Source organism: Chryseobacterium sp. SIMBA_038 (assembly GCF_046535115.1).
In the GTDB taxonomy this organism is placed as follows: domain Bacteria; phylum Bacteroidota; class Bacteroidia; order Flavobacteriales; family Weeksellaceae; genus Chryseobacterium.
The window spans coordinates 181,066-200,192 of the sequence record NZ_JAWRXH010000007.1; the positions used below are offsets into that span (position 1 = coordinate 181,066).

The 19,127-nt window shown below is 33.8% G+C and carries 11 protein-coding genes; 3 read left to right on the plus strand and 8 right to left on the minus strand.

Annotation, left to right across the window (positions count from 1 at the left end; genetic code table 11):
- Nucleotides 1-118: 118 nt before the first annotated feature.
- Both SB689_RS18390 and SB689_RS18395 read left to right on the plus strand, forming a co-directional pair.
- Entirely contained in the window at nt 119-613 is a 495-nt protein-coding gene (locus SB689_RS18390; RefSeq protein ID WP_410693552.1) for a DoxX family protein, read from the plus strand.
- Between the two features lie 240 nt (nt 614-853).
- Nucleotides 854-1,540 carry a DUF3667 domain-containing protein gene (locus SB689_RS18395; protein ID WP_410693553.1) on the plus strand — a complete coding sequence of 229 codons (687 nt, stop codon included), beginning with the start codon at nt 854-856 and terminating at the stop codon, nt 1,538-1,540.
- Nucleotides 1,541-1,651: 111 nt separating this feature from the next.
- Here the strand turns inward: SB689_RS18395 and SB689_RS18400 are convergent, their stop codons facing one another.
- Nucleotides 1,652-4,393 (minus strand): fibronectin type III domain-containing protein, encoded by a 2,742-nt coding sequence (locus SB689_RS18400; RefSeq protein WP_410693554.1) that lies wholly within the window; start codon nt 4,391-4,393, stop codon nt 1,652-1,654.
- Nucleotides 4,394-4,675: 282 nt separating this feature from the next.
- On the opposite strand from SB689_RS18400, the gene rplS reads away from it, so the two are divergent.
- Nucleotides 4,676-5,032, plus strand: a complete 357-nt coding sequence (rplS, locus tag SB689_RS18405; protein ID WP_047398112.1) for a 50S ribosomal protein L19 — start codon at nt 4,676-4,678, stop codon at nt 5,030-5,032.
- A gap of 177 nt (nt 5,033-5,209) precedes the next feature.
- Here rplS and SB689_RS18410 read toward each other — a convergent pair whose 3' ends face one another.
- The 7 genes from SB689_RS18410 to SB689_RS18440 all read right to left on the minus strand — a co-directional run bounded on the left by SB689_RS18410 (nt 5,210) and on the right by SB689_RS18440 (nt 19,125).
- The gene (locus SB689_RS18410; protein ID WP_410693555.1) at nt 5,210-6,205 is read right to left on the minus strand and encodes an alpha/beta fold hydrolase; all 996 of its coding nucleotides are present in this window, start codon (nt 6,203-6,205) and stop codon (nt 5,210-5,212) included.
- An 84-nt stretch (nt 6,206-6,289) separates the two neighbouring features.
- On the minus strand, nt 6,290-7,270 hold the full coding sequence (locus tag SB689_RS18415; RefSeq protein WP_410693556.1) for an EamA family transporter: 981 nt from the start codon (nt 7,268-7,270) through the stop codon (nt 6,290-6,292).
- 128 nt (nt 7,271-7,398) lie between these two features.
- Nucleotides 7,399-10,047, minus strand: coding sequence for a T9SS-dependent M36 family metallopeptidase (locus SB689_RS18420; RefSeq protein ID WP_410693557.1), 2,649 nt, complete (start codon nt 10,045-10,047; stop codon nt 7,399-7,401).
- Between the two features lie 151 nt (nt 10,048-10,198).
- Nucleotides 10,199-12,808: a T9SS-dependent M36 family metallopeptidase gene (locus SB689_RS18425; RefSeq protein WP_410693558.1), complete on the minus strand. Its 2,610-nt coding sequence runs from the start codon at nt 12,806-12,808 to the stop codon at nt 10,199-10,201.
- A 188-nt stretch (nt 12,809-12,996) separates the two neighbouring features.
- Entirely contained in the window at nt 12,997-14,451 is a 1,455-nt protein-coding gene (locus tag SB689_RS18430) for a T9SS type A sorting domain-containing protein (RefSeq protein WP_410693559.1), read from the minus strand.
- 159 nt (nt 14,452-14,610) lie between these two features.
- Nucleotides 14,611-16,413 (minus strand): 30S ribosomal protein S1, encoded by a 1,803-nt coding sequence (rpsA, locus tag SB689_RS18435; RefSeq protein WP_410693560.1) that lies wholly within the window; start codon nt 16,411-16,413, stop codon nt 14,611-14,613.
- 159 nt (nt 16,414-16,572) lie between these two features.
- The gene (locus SB689_RS18440; RefSeq protein ID WP_410693561.1) at nt 16,573-19,125 is read right to left on the minus strand and encodes a DEAD/DEAH box helicase family protein; all 2,553 of its coding nucleotides are present in this window, start codon (nt 19,123-19,125) and stop codon (nt 16,573-16,575) included.
- Between the last annotated feature and the right edge of the window lie 2 nt (nt 19,126-19,127).

Genomic DNA, 19,127 nt, shown 5'->3' on the forward strand with positions numbered 1-19,127 from the left:
TAACTACAGTATCAAGGAATTTATTTGAATTTTTATCTAACTTTTTATACATTTGGTAATCATACATTATGTTAAATCCCTCTACAACATAAAATTTTTAATTAATAATAAATACAAAATGGAAAAAGAAAATCTAGTTAAAGTTGGCGACGTATTTTATGTAATCTGCAGAATAAGCATTGGTTTATTCTTTTTTATTACTGGTTTCAATAAGTTATTTCATCCTGTTTTTCAAGGATATATGTTGAAAACTATTACAAGTCTGGGCTTTTCAAACCCTCAATTCATGGCTAATTTTGTCGCTTTTAATGAAATGTTCTGGGGATTATTATTGCTTTTAGGGTTGTTAACAAGATTAAGTTCATTTGCTTTAATTGTAGTAATGCTTGTTGCACTTTTTACGAAAGATATTCATTCTATTCCGACAGAATTAATTCCAATTGATCCTAAAGTTGGAAATCGTCCGATGGATGATTTTACATGGCTGACGTATTTCTTCTATCTTCCGCAGGTTTTATACATTATGATCTTAGGATTATTTTCATTATATGGCTATAAAGCTTTTGGAATTGACACATTTATTAAACGAAAAAAAGCTGATCCTTATAAATAATAGAAAAGCAGGAATTAATTTTCCTGCTTTTTTATGTTCTGTTTTAATCAATGCGTTTGATTGGATTTTATCCAATCCTTTATTAAATTGTCCCTTCGAGACTCTTCTTTTTAAATGAAATTTCCATTAATTACGAGTTTCTTTCATTTCAATTGGATAAATATCCTCTAAAACTACACTAAAGTGTAAAGCTTATTTAAAATCATTTATCGTTTTTTGCATTCAAAATTAAACCTAACTATGAGTGAAGAATTTTGTTCTAACTGCAAACAAACAGTAAAACCAAAAAGAATTGATGGTCATTATATCATTCATGAGATCGAGCATGTTTTACATTTTGAGAGAGGTATTTTATACACCATACGGGAATTATTGATAAGACCCGGAGAAAATATTAAAAATTTCATCACTGAAAACCGAAGCAGACTTGTAAAGCCTATCATATTTATTATTGTCACATCACTGATATACACGCTTATCAATCATTTTTTTCATATTGAACAAAGCTATATAAAAATTGATGGAGCAAAAGATACGAAGCTCAATGCGATTAATAATTGGGTTCAAAGTCATTATGGGTATTCCAATATTATAATGGGAGGATTTATTGCTTTTTGGTTAAAAATTTTTTTCAAAAAATATGATTATAATTTTTTTGAAATATTAATCCTGTTATGCTTTGTTCTTGGAATGGAAATGCTGATATTTTCTGTTTTTGCCATTTTTGAGGGATTAACAAAATATCATCTTATGCAGATTGCAACAGTGATCGTATTTGCTTATTTTTCTTGGGCAGTTGGACAATTTTTCGATAAAAACAGAGTAGCCAGCTATTTTAAAGCTTTCGCTTCCTATATATTGGGAATGCTGACATTTGGTATTTCGATAATGATTTTGGGGATTTTACTCAACATAATCGCAAAATAATAAACCTAATCAACACCATATATATAATGCCTATTTACTTTCATTTTTGTAGTAAATAGAAAAAGCGAGAAAATTATTTCTCGCTTTTGTTGTACTATTTGATTTAAAATTTTATTGAATAATCAATTTTAAAGTAAATAATTTTCTTGTGTGAACTTTCACAAAATATACTCCTTTTGGTAGGTTTTCATTTACTAAAGAGAATCTTTGATTATTGATGTTTTTAGATTCGTACAATAGATCTCCATTCGCAGAAAGTAATTCAATTTTATCAATCGGATAATCACTTTTTATGAATGTTGGCTGACCCGGTTTTGTAGGATTCGGATATAAAACTACATTTTTAGTTGTACTATTATGAACTTCATCCGTACCTAAAGTTGGCCCAGAAACCTGAAACTGCACTCTGTTTGAAACCTCCGTATAAGAATCATTGGTAAACATTACCATATAATAATTTCCTGGTGTAGCAGGAATTGCAGTTCCCTGAATTGTTTTTGTCCCCTGCGTAACTCCATCAAAATAAGTATAAGAAACAAAATTATCATCCGGAGTCTGAATATTTTGAGGATAAATTCCCAACCAGTCTTTGATAATTCCCGGAGAATCCGTCCAAGAAGCAGTGATGCTTTCCCCTAAAGTATAAACCGGTTTATTCGTCCAAAGTTCGGTAACAATGTCTCCCACTTTAAAGAAAACTTTCTCACCAATTGTTGTATATGCATCTTCAAGCAAATAGGTCGCGTAATAATATCCTTTCGGAAGCCCTGTAAAATTAAGCGCTCCTGAAGCTGTTGTTACATAATCCCATTTGATCGAAGTGTTTGTTCCGGGAGTTTGTCCCATTTTATAAATTCCGATCCAGTCTTTTACTAAATTTGGTCCGTTACTGAAATTAATTGTTACTGTTCCACCCACAGGATACGTATCTGCAGAAGCCTGTAATACAACTTTTGGTCCTACATAGAAATTTTTTCTTGGTGTAATTTCCGTGTACCCATTATTAGCGAAAAATCCAGCGTAATATTGACCTTTATTCGGTAAACCGTTCGTGAAAAGAGCTGTTCCGGCAGTTTGTCCGTTAGTATAAATAAAACCCTGAGACGTTACTCCCGCAGGACTCTGACCTTTTTTATAAATTCCAACCCAATCCTGCTGATTTCCGGGACCTCCCGTGTAAGTAGCCGTGATAGGTGAGTTTTGCGTGTATTCAGTTTTATCTAAAACAAATGTTGGATTCGAAACTACACTTCCTATAACTTCAAATTGTTTCACATCGCTCCAATCGCTCCATTCTAAGTTTCTGTCTCTGTAACGGGTTTTTACATAATAAGTTCCGTTTGAAATCGAATTGGTTACAATGGTAGCTTTGGTGATATCAACTCCGGCATTTAAGTTTTTAGTTTTATCAGGCGTTCCATTTCCATCTTTCCCGAACCAGTTTTCAAAATCTCTGTAGAATTCCTTTTCAATAACAGAAAAATCAGCTGCTTTACTTATTAAAAACTGAGTTGTATTTAATAATTCGTTGTTTGACGATGAAAAAGTACTTCCGTTTAATGTCAAAGGTAACGTTATCGGCGCTGAAAAAGTATTCGTAATTGATGGTTTCGCAGGTTTTGGCTGATTTTTATACCTGTGGAATGTGTCAATTAATTCATTATTCTTTTTATTGTAAACGCCACCGATTGAGTAACATTCAACATCAACTTTTCCGTTAGTAACATCAACTTCAACGATTTGATACGTCCAATCTGTCAATGTTTTCTGAACATCATCAAAATCCTGCTCAGTAGACATTCCCCAATATTGATCCCAAGCAACTCCACCAGAAATCAGCTGATAGTTCGGAGAATCTTTCAACTGTCCTCTGTGATATAAGTGGTGGTGCGCTCCAACATGCATCAAATATTTATTAGATGTTGTTAAAAGCGGAACGGCATTATTTCTAACCCAAGTCGAAATATCTCCCACATATTGCTCAGCCTGATAAGGTCTGTGACTTAATGAGATAATCCAATCTACTGTAGGGTCATTGTTTGCTTCATTTAAAATCTGTTGAAGCCAAGTTTGCTGAGCTGAACCTGTATGTTCTGAACTTAAACTGATAAATAAAACATTTCCAGCCTGTTGAGCATAATAATTCTCATTTCCTGAGCTGATGTTTTTATATTTAATTTCATCAATATAGAAATGAGCGTAATAAGAATTCATTCCCATTGTTCCGTAAGTTTCATGGTTTCCAACTGTAGTTTGGATCGGAAGATAAGGTGACAAATTAATATTCTTCTTAAAATGTACATTTTCGTAATGATCCAATGTTCCCACATCTACCTGATCTCCAACCATAAAAGTCAAAGCCACGTTATCCGAAGGATCTGAAGTTGGTCCAAATTTGTCTTTTAACTTTTTATAGGCATTTAAAGTTAAGGTATCATATCTAGGCTCAGCTTTGATCTGGTTGTCTCCCATAATTAGGAAACGGATTTTCCCATTCGCTGTTACAGGCTGTCCCGGCAAAGGCAGTGTTCTGAAATTATAAACCGCAGATTCACTTGTTCCTGTTTTTATTTTGTAATAATATTTGGTATTCGGCAATAAGTTGGTGATTTTCGCCGTGTGATAATAATAGTTGTTATTATATCCCGTGTCTGAAAAAATATTGGTAGTTCCAGTAACGGTAACATTCAAACTTGTAGGAGAATTTCCGTAAATAACGGTTGTTTCATTATTAGAAGAGGTCTTCCAATTAACGATCATAGAATTTGGTGTCGGGTTTTGTAAATAAGGATACAAAGCCTGCCCAAATGTCATCTGGACGACAAAAAAGAAAAAAAATAAGTAGTGTTTCATAATAAGTAGTGTATTGAGTTTTAAATTGTTTGTCAATGATTTGAGGAAAAAATTACTGCCATTTTTAGTTCGGGCAAAAGTAAAACTCCCATGTAAACTCAATCTGCCGTCTGCGTAAAGGATATGTTAATTTTTGGAGTCAAAAACTCTGAAAATATGTAGTTTAATAACAAAAAATTATTTGGCATATTCAAAAAGTATTTTGTACATTTGCAACCTGTTATTCAACCTCTGACGAAAAACGTGTAAGTTGCTTAGCCTTAACATTTTATTTTATTAAAAATGGATTTATTAAAGTACGTACAAGACAAGTACATTACAAAAAAAGAATTTCCTGAATTCAAAGCAGGTGATACAATCACTGTTTATTACGAAATTAAGGAAGGTCAAAAAACCAGAACTCAGTTCTTCAAAGGAACAGTTATTCAATTAAGAGGTACTGGTTCTACAAAAACTTTCACAATCAGAAAAATGTCTGGTGATGTAGGTGTAGAAAGAGTATTCCCTATCAACATGCCAGCTCTTCAAAAAATTGAACTTGACAGAAAAGGTAAAGTTAGAAGATCTAGAATCTATTACTTCAGAGATCTTAGAGGTAAGAAAGCTAGAATTAAAGATGCTTCTTACAAGAAGAAATAATTCAGACAACAATACATACAAAAAGAGACTGTTCATATTTGAGCAGTCTCTTTTTATTTTCGTCACTGCGAGGAGCGAAGCGACGAAGCAATCTGATAATTATGACAAAAGTTATGGAAACAAATAGATTATTCTCAATTTTGTAAACTTCCAACTTCCCTCTTCCAACTCCCTTCTTTACTTAATAAAATCATACAAAGCATTCCAGAATTTATCATACACTTCAATGTGCGGAAGATGACCTACATTTTCAATTTCGACTAATTTTGAGCCTGCAATTTTTTGTTGGGTTTTCTTTCCTAATTCCTGATACTGCCCCATTTTTGGCTGTAATTCTTTTGGAGCTCTATCCTTCCCGATTGCCGTTCTGTCTCTTGTTCCAATAATTAATAAAGTTGGAGTTTTAATATTTTTAAACTCATAACAAACCGGTTGATTGTAAATCATGTCTGAAGTTAAAGCAGCATCCCAAGCTACTTTTGGATAATCAGAATGCAATGTCCAACCTGCAATTAAATCAAGCCAAGGTTGATATTCTGCTTTCCATTTATTGTCGTAGTAAAATTTTAATTGATAATTTTTATACGTTTCTGCCGTATTTTTTAATTCTGACTGATATGCCTGATCTATCGTCTGGTAACCTGCAAAGGTTTTGTAATCTTCAAGCCCGATTGGGTTTTCAAGAATTAATTTTTGAACTTTTTCAGGATAAAGCAATGTAAATCTTGTGGCAACCATTCCACCCATTGAGTGACCTAGAACAATTGTTTTATCAATCTTCAATTCATCCAAAATAGCTTTTGTATTTTCCGCCAATTGAGAAAAAGAGAACTGATAACTTTGAGGTTTTGAAGACTTGCCAAATCCAATCTGATCAGGAATAATGACTCTAAACCCTTTATCTGCGAGATCTTTTGCCGTCTGTTTCCAATAAGCTCCATTGAAGTTTTTACCATGAAGAAGCATTATTGTTTTTCCATTTGGTGTTTTTGGCTTTACGTCCATGTAAGCCATTTTCAAATCGTTATTTTGAGATTTTAAATTAATGAAATGAACTTCATAAGGATATTGATAATTCGTAAGATCTGCATCCAATGGTTTTACCTGCGAAAAGAATAAAGTTGGCGCAATCGATAACATTATAACCGCAACAGCATTTTTAAAATATTTCATGAATTTTTATTTAAGTATAAAATTAAAAAAACCGCTTCAAAAGAAACGGTTTATACTTATTATTTTTAGTTTAATTAAGATTATTTATGATACTTCCACAACGACAAGTTCTTTTTTGGAAGGTAGATTCATTAAAACAATTGCGAAAAGAATTAATATAATTCCCATCCACTGAATCAATTCTACTTTTTCGCCCAACAGAACATAAGCCATTGTTACAGAAACCGGAAGTTCTAATGACGAAACAATACTTCCTAAGCCTAATCCTGCATTCGGAAAACCAATATTAAATAAAATAGGAGGAATAATTGTCCCAAACAGAGCCAGCGCAAAACCATACGTCCATAAAATAGAGTAATTAAAAGAATGGATATGCTCCGTATTTTCTGTAAAATTTAAATAAAATGATCTTAAACCATCAGAATACATCGGGCCAATCTGAGCAAAAAACAAAAATGCAAATATCACAATTGATCCTCCTGAAAGCATGACAATACTTTTTCTCAAAACCGGTAAATGGGTAGCTAAAGTATTGGATGTAAACATTGTTAGTGTATAAGATGCTGCAGCCAATAATCCCCAGAAGATTCCGTGCCAGTCTAGCTCGATATCCATATTGATAAGATTTGTCGCCAATACTGTTCCTAATAAAACAATAACAACAGATACTATTTTTCTGGCGTTCGGTAATTTTTTAGTTAAAAAACTTTCAACCACAACACTGAACCAAACGGACTGCATCAACAATACAATCGCAATAGAAACTGCGATATACTGAACTGCGATATAATAAAACAAACTTGTACAACCCAAGGAAGTACCAGCTAACATCAGCATTTTGATTTCCTTACCGCTTGGTGAAGATAATTTTTGCTTTGATGTTATTGTTTGAATAAAATTTAAAATTAACAAACCTACCAATCCCAACACGAACTGCGACGTTGTAACTTCTGAAGTCGTATATCCGTCATGATAAGCCATTTTAACAAATGTTGCCAACATACCATAAATACTGGCTCCGATCCCGACAAATAAAACTCCTTTTAGTATATTTTTCTTCTTCATAATTTTTTAAACAGCCGGCAAAGTTACGACATAATAATCAAATTTGTCGGAAGGTGATTAGTATCATAGATAAATAGAATCGCCGCAAGCTTTGCTTGCGGCGATTCGTAACATCACTATATTAAAAATTATTTTTTAACAATAACTTTAGAAGAAGCATTAAAGCCAAGACCTTTTACCTTTACCATGTATACTCCGTTTACCAATTTATCTGTAGAAATTGCCTTTTTAGCATCAGGAGAAATTTTATCTTCCGAGGAAACTAATTTTCCGGACATTTCGTAAATTTCAACACTTACTTTTCCAAGAGTATTGCTTGGGAAGTTGATGAAAAATTCATTTTTAGCAGGGTTTGGATAGATTGAAATTGTATTTTTAATATTTTTCACTTCATCTGTTGCTAATGTATTACAATCAGCTGGAATTGAAAAATCTTCTACCTGATCACTAATAGCTGCTGTTACAGCAGCTGTTGAAGAATTTGTAGGAGTTAAAGCTCCCGGTGAAGCGTTTACTCCTAAACCTCTTTTTGCAAAGGTTTTCCAGATCATGCATTTGTCTTCCCCTCCTGTAGCAGCCTGATCTGCAGCTATAATAGCATCTCTTCCTGCAATAAAAGAAGGATTACAACCTTGTAACTTCAATCCGTTAACAATCATTTGAAGTACTCTTGCGCTTCCACTATTTGGATTCGCCATTACATCTGAAGAATATCCATACTTTTCAACATATTTCCAGTGAAGATCCCAAAGCATTGTAGCCCAAATAAACCCGATAGAATGTGAATGAGGAACTGTTTCTCCAAATTGATTGACTGTGATAAGCCCATTAGTTCTTGTATATGTAAAATCATTTACGCTAAAATCCGGAGAATATTTTGCAGGACGTATACCTAAGCCAGTTGTAGGTTGACCTTGTGCATAGGTACCCATGCCTCTTGCAACAGAAGCATTATCTCCCGGTTGATTCGTTAACATTAATGCAAAAAAATCTGACCAACCCTCACCCATCTGCTCATTATCAACTGATGAATTTAAGCAAGAAAAACCGTTACCTGTTAGTCTAGTTGAAATTCCATGCCCGTATTCGTGAGTAATGATTCCATTATCAAAATCTCCATCAGGAATTACAGCAGTAGCCGGATCATTTTTTAAAGTAACAATCACCATTTCATTTGCGGAAAGTTTACCTTTAATATATTCTCCTTCGGAATTTGAAATTATCACAGACGGAATTGTAATTGTAGGATCAAATCCTGCCATTACTAAAGTTGGTGCTGACGTAGGTAAACTATATATTATTGCTGCTTTAGCTCCAGCATTCTGTGCATTTTTTACCTTAGCAGTAAAGTCACAGTTACCTCTTTCTATTAAACCGATCTTCCCGGTAAGAGATCCTGCCGGTAAAGCACTACATCCGTCTAATACCGAAGACAACTGTACATTACCGATAACTCCCATAGCAGTTAGAGCAGGCCCAAATTGAGCAATTCCAACATCCGGCTGACGTGTAATAGCTGAATTAGGAGCATTATAAAAAAAGAATCTATTCTTTGTTGACCATAAAAACATTTGCATAACAGGTTTGTTACCATCTGGCGGAGTTCCAAAATTTGCATTATTTGTTCCTTCACCATCTTGTGCCTCTGCTTTTACATAATCATTACCTACTCCACCATTTGTAAAATTATTGTTCTGAAAATTCCTTGCAGATTCTGTAAAACCGAACTTATAAAATACATCATGAATCTTATTATTCATATAAAATAAATTGGTAATAGCAGCACTTTGATTAGCCGCAGGTGTACCATTTGTACTATATGGGAAATTAAAATTTCTTGAAGCTCCGCCATCAGGAGAGAATCCGGGCTGATTGAGATTTGCAGTATCTTCATATGCATAAACATTATTTCCTCTGGTAATCGTGTAATGCGTTGTTCCGTCGTAATGCCATCCATCCGGAGAGGACGCTAAAACCCATGGATTAGATACGATTGATCTTGCCCCAAACGTTGGAGCTTCTATTGGCAGAGGAAATATATTATAAGAAGCATTGTCCGGAACTAAAAGTGAATTTGTCAGCTGAGATGTCTTTTCAGAAGCAACTGACACTGAATTATTACTATGTATATGAGGTTCTGAGACATCAGAAGAATAAGCATCAGGGTGGAAGTTACACGATAATGTTAAGTTATTTTTCTCTATAATTTTGCCATTATTTGCATCTACCAGAATATCCCAATAATTTGATGATTTGGGTTCTTTTAAAATAAATTCGTAAGCTAAACGTAAGTTGTTATTGACATCTTTAACATATACGAGTCTCTGTTTGGGTGCTTCTTGTGAGTTTGAAGTTTTATCTGAAAAATCCAGAATAGAAAGATTAGAAATATCTACATTACCCAGTGCACTTGCAATTTTTTGAAGAGCTACTGCTTTATTAATGCCAGCTGAATTTGAAATAGACTGATTGTAGTCCTTCACAAAATTATCGGTATAATAAATAACCTTTTTATTTTTAATAAGGGCAGAACCCATAGAATTATAAACAGGCAGCCCATTGTATGTTTGCTGAAACTTCACCACATCTCCATTTAATGATGTTGAAGGATCTACATTATCCACGATAAAATTTGTAAGATCTGATTTTTTATATTCTCTGATTTTATTTTGAGAAATATAATTTTTAATCAGCATCTCACTTTCCTGGGAAAATAAATTTAGACATGGGAAAACTGCAAATGCAGTAATCATAAGAGGTAGTTTTATCTTTTTCATATTTGCTTAATTATTACCACCAATTTACAATTCCAGTTCAATAAAAAGCAAAATACGACAAACATTAAACAAAAGAATCGCTTCATATGAAACGATTCTTTTATTATTATTTAAAAATTTTATTTATTTCTAAATATATAGTTTTTAACGATTATTTTTTAACGATAACTTTAGACGAAGCATCAAAACCAAGACCTTTTATCTTCACCATATACACTCCGTTTACTAAATTATCTGTAGAAATTGCTTTTTTAGCATCAGGAGAGATCTTATCTTCTGAAGAAACTAATTTTCCTGACATATCATAAATTTCAACGCTTACTTTACCGATCGTATTGCTTGGGAAATTAATGAAGAACTCATTTTTAGCAGGGTTTGGATAGATTGAAATCGTATTCTTAACTGCTTTCACTTCGTTCGTTGCCAATACGTTACATTCAGCAGGGACTGTAAGGTCTTGTACCTGATCGTTGATATTGGTTTTAGATCCCGCACTTGCATTTACTCCTAAGCCTCTTCTTGCAAAAACATTCCAGATCATACACTTGTCTGCACCTCCTGTTGTTGCTAATTCAGCAGCTAATATTGCATTTCTACCATCAATAAATGTTGGATTACAAGCCTGAAGTTTCAATGCATCAGTAACTAATTGTAGAACTCTTGAACTACCGTTAGTCGTGTTTGCAGTTACATCAGAAGAATAGCCGTATTTCTCAACATACTTCCAGTGTAGATCCCATAACATAGTTGCCCAAACAAAACCAATTGAGTGTACATCCGGAACGATAGCAGTTCCATTATTGTATTCCATTCCGTTTGTATCAGTATAAGTGAAATCATTGATAGCAAAATTAGGAGAATATTTCGCAGGTCTGATACCACCTCCGGTAATATCCTGTCCTTGTACGTAAGTACCCATTCCTCTTGCTACTGTCGCGTTATCGCCTGCTTTGTTTGTTAACATTAAAGCAAAGAAATCTGACCAGCCTTCACCCATTTGCTCTTTATCAGCAGCTGAGCTTAAACATCCATAACCTGAGCCTGTTAATCTGTTTGAAATTCCGTGTCCGTACTCGTGAGTAACAATGCCGTTATCAAAATCTCCATCAGGAGTTACACTTGTAGCAGGATCGTTTTTCAGTGTTACATTCACTACTCCTGAAGCCAATTGAGTTTTAATATATTCACCTTCTGCATTTGTAATTAATACTGAAGGGATAGTAACCGTAGCATCAACTCCGGACATATTTCCGATAGTAGAACCATTAGCTGTATTGTTATAAATAATAGCTGCCAATGCTCCGGCATCTTGTAAATTCTTTGTTTTAACAACAAAAGAACATGTTCCTCTTTCTACCAGGCCAATTTTCTCAACAAGTGAATTGGCAGGTAATGGCGTACATCCGTCCAGTACTGAAGATAATTGTACATTTCCTGTAACACCCGTAGCTGTTAAAGCTTGCCCAAATTGAGCTGTTCCAGTACCAGGTGTACGCGAAATTGCAGCACTAGGAGCATTATAAAAGAATAATCTGTTAACCGTAGACCACAAATACATTTGCATCTTTGGATTGTAGTAATCTGGTGGTGAGTTGAAATTAGCATTATTCAAACCTCCTCCATCTTGAGCTTCAGCAAAAACTCCATCGTCATCTAAACCTCCTTTTCCAAAGTTATTCCATTGGAAGTTTCTGGCAGATTCCGTAAACCCGAATGTATAAAATACATCGTGAATTCTATTATTTAAATAAAATAAATTGGTAATTGCCGCACTTTGATTAGCCGCAGCAGTTCCATTTATACTAAAAGGAAAGTTAAAATTTCTTGAAGTTCCTCCATCCGGAGAAAGTCCTACTGCATTTGTTCCAGCAGTATCTTCATATGCGTGTACATTATTCCCTCTCGTAATACTATAATGAGTTGTCCCATCAGAATGCCAACCCTCTGGTGAAGCTGCAAGTATCCAAGGATTTGTAATTGTAGATCTTGAACCAAATGTAGGCGACTCTATAGGTAATGGAAATACATTATATGAAGCATTATCGGGAGCGAAAAACATAAAATTCTGTTGCGCTTTATTTTCTGCGCCAATTAATTGATCTGAATTACCCGCAAAATGCTCATGAGAAAGATCAGAAGAGTAAGCATCATGTGTAAAATTACACGATAATGTTAAATTATTTTTTTCAATAATTTTACCATCATTTGCATCAACTAAGATATTCCAGTAGTTTGCAGATTTTGGTTCCTCTAAAATATATTCATAAGCTAAACGAAGATTTCCATTGCTATCGTTAGCATATACAAGTCTTTGTTTTGCTGTATTTTTAGCCTTCCCTGCTTTTTCGAAGAAACCAAGAATAGGAAAAGCAGAAACATCTGTATTTCCAAGCTCGTCAGCAATTTTTTGAAGAGCCGTACTTTTATTTATTATTGCATTACTTGGTGTAGATGCAGTATAATCTTTAACAAAATTATCTAAGTAATAAACAACTTTATTATCCTTAATAAGTACTGTTCCTACAGAACTATATACCGGTAATCCGTTATAAGTCTGTTGAAATTTTACAATATTCCCATTTAGAGACTTCGAATTATCAACATTATCAATAATGAAATTCGTAAGATCTGATTTTTTATAATCTCTAATTTTATTTTGAGAAATATAATCTTTAATCAACTTCTCGTTATCTTGTCCGAATAAAGTAGAAGGAAGTACTGCGAATGCAGCAAATAAAAGAGGTAGAGTTATCTTTTTCATATACACTAATAAAGGCGCTAATTTACAAATAATTAATAATCAGAAAATAAATTTTTTATATTTTTTACAAAATAATTATAAAATGATTAATTATTTTAAACCAAAACATCATTAACAACCTTTCAACAGCCTCATTGAACAAAAAAAGACCGCCAAAAGGCAGTCTTTTTTCAATTTATTAACTATAATTATTTTTTGATCAATTTTTCAGAATATGCTTCATTTTTATCTGAAGTTACTCTTACAATATAAATTCCCTGATTTTGAGAATGTATATCAACTTCAATTTCTTTTTGATCTTTAAATGATTTTTTGTAAACCGTATTTCCGCTAACATCTGTAACCATTAATGATCCTGCTGTAATATCTTTATCTAAAATTACCTTAAATGCACCATTTGTCGGGTTTGGAGTAAGCTTAAATCCTGCTTTTTTCTCAAGAGAAGACTGTGGAACCATTCTTAGAGGGCAATCGGTAGTAATATCTGTATCAAACCATGGATAATTATTCCAGCTATACGTTTCGTATACACTTCCATTATATGTATAAATCATCACTAACATAAATTTATAATTTGATATACCACCTGGAAGACTATTAAAATCAGAAAGCTGAAAGGTATAGTGAAACTGTGTTGCAGAGGTCCATGTCGGGGAAAAGTTCACTGGATAAGTTGCCCCTGTTACATTATCACTTAAAAATAATTTAAAAGTATTGAATACAGCACCAGCCGGTAGATTAATAGTACCATTAATAGTTTGTGCAATGGCTGGGCACATACCTGGCTCATATTCAAATTTAAAAGTTCCCCAGCCTGAAGAGTTACAGATATCGCTGGCAAGATTAGCCCAATAACCAGACTCATAACTATACAATCCAAATCCATTGGTTCTGTTATAATATAATCTTGGCAATATACCCGCATCAGGATCTGAAGGATAGTTTTCAATCAATCCTGAATATGCACCACCCTGGCTCGCAATAGCCGCAGCAGCTCGTTGCGCAGCCTGAGTTGCCGCATTGGAAACTGTAGTTAAATGCACAAATGCAAATTTTGCGTCTCTGTTTAATTTAAAATCTATGACATTTTTAAATGCATCATCAGTATTCAAAGTTGGATTAGCATAATTTACTAAATATGACCCGTTAATTATAGCTCCTGTATTTCTACTTGCATCAGTTAAAGTAATGATGTAAAGGGGAGATAAAGGATTAGTATTTCTTGTTAAGACTGTCTGTGGACTTATAATATTTGCATTGAAAGCACCATCCAGCGCGTTACCGACCAATCCCAATGCTTCATGAAAGTGATCTCCGTAATAAAGTCTTCTTGTGATATTCTGGGCTACAGAATGATCGCTGGTAAAATCATTTTCGATGTAAATTCTTGGAGCAAAACTCGTATTTGGAGCATTATATTTTCCGGCTCCGTAATGAACTACTGCAACTCTGTTTTTGGGATTACACGATAATAGCTGTTCAGCCAATTTGCTGGCTCCCAGTTTCATGTCAGTAAAAGTTTGATCATTAATGGAAAAACCGTTATCAAGCATAATAACGTAATCTCCACCCTCAGTCTGAGCACGTAGCGTTCCCACGGACATCATCAATGTAAGAAGGAATAATAAAAATGTTTTTTTCATAGTTAAAAGTTTGTTATTTAATTTTGTTTAAAAATAATAATTTTTTCTACATATAGTGAAATATTGTAAAAATAATTTATTATTAATGTAAAATTTCAAAATAACGAACAAAAAAAGCCACTCAAACGAGTGGCTTAATATTATAAAATGAATTAAGGATTATTTACCTTCTTCCATTTTTCTTTTCAATTCTGCTAATGCATCGATATCACCAAGAGTTGATCTTTCTTCGTTGTTTGAAGAAGACGATGTATTGTTAGATCTGTTGTTGTTAGAATTATCTCTTACATTTTTCTTCTCTTCGTCTCTGAAGATACCTGTGTGAGAAACTACTACTCTCTTGAATTCTTTGTTGAATTCAATTACTTTGAATTGAGCATCTTCACCTTTTTTGATTTTAGATCCATCTTCTTTCTCTAATAATCTTGAAGGACAGAATGCTTCAACCTCAGCATCTTCGAATTGTACAGAAGCTCCTTTATCGTGAACGTCTACCGCTTTACCAGCGTGGATAGTTCCCTCAGCATACTTCGTTTCGAATTTATCCCATGGGTTCTCAGTCAATTGCTTGTGACCTAGAGATAATCTTCTAGCTTGGATGTCTAGTTCAAGAACTACAACATCTAATTTATCACCAACTGCACAGAACTCAGACGGGTGCTTGATTTTCTTAGTCCAAGAAAGATCAGAGATGTAGATTAAACCGTCGATACCTTCTTCTAACTCAACGAATACTCCGAAGTTAGTGAAGTTTCTTACAGTTCCTACATGCTTAGATGCAACTGGGTACTTAGCTTCAATATTTTCCCATGGATCTTTAGATAATTGCTTGATACCAAGAGAGATTTTTCTGTCTTCTCTATCTAAAGTTAATACTTCAGCTTCAACTTCATCACCTACTTTCACGAAATCACCTGCAGATCTTAAGTGAGTAGACCAAGACATTTCAGAAACGTGGATTAATCCTTCTACACCTGGAGCAATTTCTACGAATGCACCATAGTCAGCAAGAACTACTACTTTTCCTTTTACTTTATCTCCAACTTTCATGTCAGCAGAAAGAGCATCCCAAGGATGAGCTTCTAATTGCTTCATACCTAATTGGATTCTTGTTTTCTCGTCATCAAAATCAAGGATAACAACTTTTACAGTCTGTCCGTCCTCAAGGATTTCAGATGGGTGGTTCACTCTAGACCAAGAAAGGTCTGTAATGTGGATCAATCCATCAACACCTCCTAAGTCAATGAATACACCGTAAGAAGTAATATTCTTAACAGTACCTTCAAGAACCTGACCTTTTTCAAGTTGAGCGATGATTTCTTTTTTCTGACCTTCGATATCTGCTTCGATCAATGCTTTGTGAGATACAACTACATTTTTGAACTCAGGGTTGATTTTCACAACTTTGAACTCCATAGTTTTACCTACGAACTGATCGTAATCTTTAATTGGCTTAACATCAATTTGAGAACCTGGTAAGAATGCTTCGATTCCGTGAACGTCAACGATCATACCTCCTTTAGTTCTAGACTTAACAAAACCGTTAACGATTTCTCCAGTTTCGTGAAGTTCGTTTACTCTATCCCAAGCTTTAAGCGTTCTAGCTTTTCTGTGAGATAACTGTAACTGTCCTGTTTTGTCTTCTCTTCTGTCTACCATTACTTCAACATCATCACCTACTTTTAGGCCTGGGTTGTAACGGAATTCGTTAAGAGAAATAACACCTTCTGATTTGAAGTCGATGTCAACGATAGCTTCTTTATCAGTTAATCTTACAACTTTACCAGTGATAACGTCGTTATCATTTAAACTGCTAAGAGATCCGTTGTAGATTTCCTCTAAATCGCTTTTTTCTTTTCTTGCGTCTGCATCAAGACCTGATTCGAAAGAATCCCAATCAAATTGTTCTGGTGCTACGTTTTGGTTTAAAATAACCTCTGCTGAATTTGTCTCTTTTGACATTTTCTAATAAAATTTGTATTCCTTCTTTTTTACCGGTTTGAATAAATGTGGATTTAAAAAATACGGAAGTAATTAATTTATAATAATTTACCTTTTCAAACCTTACCCACAAAAAGTGGTGCAAAGATACGGAATTTATTTTAACTAAATACAATAATTTTACTTTTCAAATGTACTTTCTAAAACCTTCCTAAACTCGTTTTCATTTCCATAATTATAAAAAGGAACTGCCGTAATTTTGTATGTATCTGTGTAAATTTTTATGGATTTTTTCTCATTTCCTATTACTTTCAAAAAATCTTCTTTCCACTTGTCATATCCTATTAAATGAGCTCCTTTAGGCTCTATAAAAACTTGAAAGGTTAGTTTTTCATTGGCACGCTCACTGCAGAAAAGTAAAAAGTCAGGTTCAAATGCACGGCCGTATTTATCAAAAATTTTAATTTCTCTTTCATTCCGAATGAGATGAATATTTTCAAACTTATGACTGAAACCTTCAAACCGTCTGGAAAACAGTTCTACAAATTTCTTCTCTTCCATTGTTCCGTAATTAGCATTATAAGCATACCAAGATCCATTTGAAACCAAATCTTCCTGTCCTTTTGCTCTTTCACTGTGCTTATTGACTCTGATTTCTTTATCCCTGAAAACCTCATGAATAGGCTGTGGATAATATCCCGAACCTTCATAATCTGTAGAATTATTTTTAATTTCAACTTCTATAGTTTGCAAAAGCCCGTTCAGTGCCTGAAGGTAATCAAAATGTGAAATTTCCTGAAGACGATTATAACTTCCTGTGAACGTGATTTCTAAATTCCCCAAATAGTTTTCATCTTCAATAAAATCTGAAAGTGATTTGATATTCGGAAAGTAACGCGAAAGATAATCGAAATAATAAAACGGATTCTGGCTCAATGCGCATTTGATAACGTGTTTTTGAATATTCACAAGCTTCACATCTTTAGATTTCATAACCTCATCAGAAGTGACAGGACTTTCTAATTCAAAAAACACATTAGAAACTCTTCCGCCGCCTGAAGAAAGCTGATGTCTGTAGTTGGTTTTCGTAACTCCCAAATCGACAAATGATTTTACTTTATCAAAGTTTTTGGGCAACTTTTTATTAGAAAAAACATAGCCTTTTTTATATAATTCAGAATCTTTAAATATGGGCTTTAATTTTAACTGTTTGGTTTCAAGATTAGCTTCATCTTCATAAATTCCGGTTTCTATCAATGCTTTTTTTAGCTCTGAAACATACCTGCTGTCTTCTTTCGTATGATAATACAATTCTTCCAGAATTTTGAGGTCATTTGAAATATCGTCATCATATTTTCGAACAAATTTATCTTCCCCTTCTTCCAATGCAAAAGGATAATATCTCGCTCCACGACCGATTAATTGCGCTTCTGAAAGTGTTGTTTTCCCTGGTTTCCCGTCTTTTCCGTCGCGGTCTTCGTATAATCTTACAATATCAAACAAATTAAGAACATCCCAGCCTTCATTCAGTTTTTGAACAGCAAATACAGCTCGAATCGGGTTATTTTCATCTTCCAGAGTATTAAGCAAAATCTGATTTTTCTCTGCCTCGGTATCATTATTTGCACTCAGGCAATTTTCTTCCCTGAAATTGGTTTGAATGCGTTTCGCCATCTCATTAAACGAAATATTTTTACCTTCAAAAAATTGAAAAGCCTTTTGAACAACAGAAACAGTAGACGTTTTTTTAATTCTTTCTACCATTATGTCCGAAAATTCTTCAATAAGTTTATGAAAATTCTCTTTATTTTGCTCCGATTCTTTGATGGTTTTCTTTGCTTTAAAAAGAATTACAGGTTTTAAATTAATATTGTTAATCGTTGCCAATTCCTGACGGTACAAATTAAGAATTAATGCCTGAATTACACGCTCTTTCTCATCGTACAAGGAACGGACAAGATTAATTTCTTTAGAAAATTTATCTGCCCGGAACTGCGAAAGATCATATTTATAAATGACTTTATCTTTATACTTATTGATAATTTCCAAGCTTTCATAATCAAGAGTTGCGGTAAATTCCAATAGAATATTATCAAAATTCTGATGAAGGATTTTCAGAACTGTTTCTTCCCAGCTTCCAAAAAGATTTCCGCTTTTTGTACCACCGCTCAAATGATGCGCTTCATCCGCAATCATTACTATTTTTTTATCTGTAAAATCTTCGTAAGTAACACTGTTTTCTTTGGTATTATTCAAATCAATATGCAACTGTTGGATAGTTGTAAATTTGATATTGATATTTTCATTATCAGCTTCATCAAAGTTATCAATCTGTTTCAGCAAAACTTCTTTTCCGTTGATGACAATTTTATTATTGAACAGATACTTAGACGTTTGCGGATTGAGAAAATTGTCTTTGGTTTTTTGGATGATATTATTGCTGTTCACAAAAAACAGAAAATTTCTGTATCCTTTCTCATATAAATGAAGCATCAAACCTGCCATTACCAAAGTTTTTCCGCTTCCTGTAGCCATATTGTACAGTAAATGAAGTGGTTTGTTAGGTTTTTCGTCAAAATTTTCCTGTTCTGTATATAAATATCGTTTGAAAGCCTCTTCCTGATAAGGACGAATGCCGAATTTTAAATTATCGATCATTCCGTTTGGCAATATAACCTGCGCTAAAGCCTTGCGTGCAAACGTATTGTTGAATATTTCGTGTAAAAATGCCATTT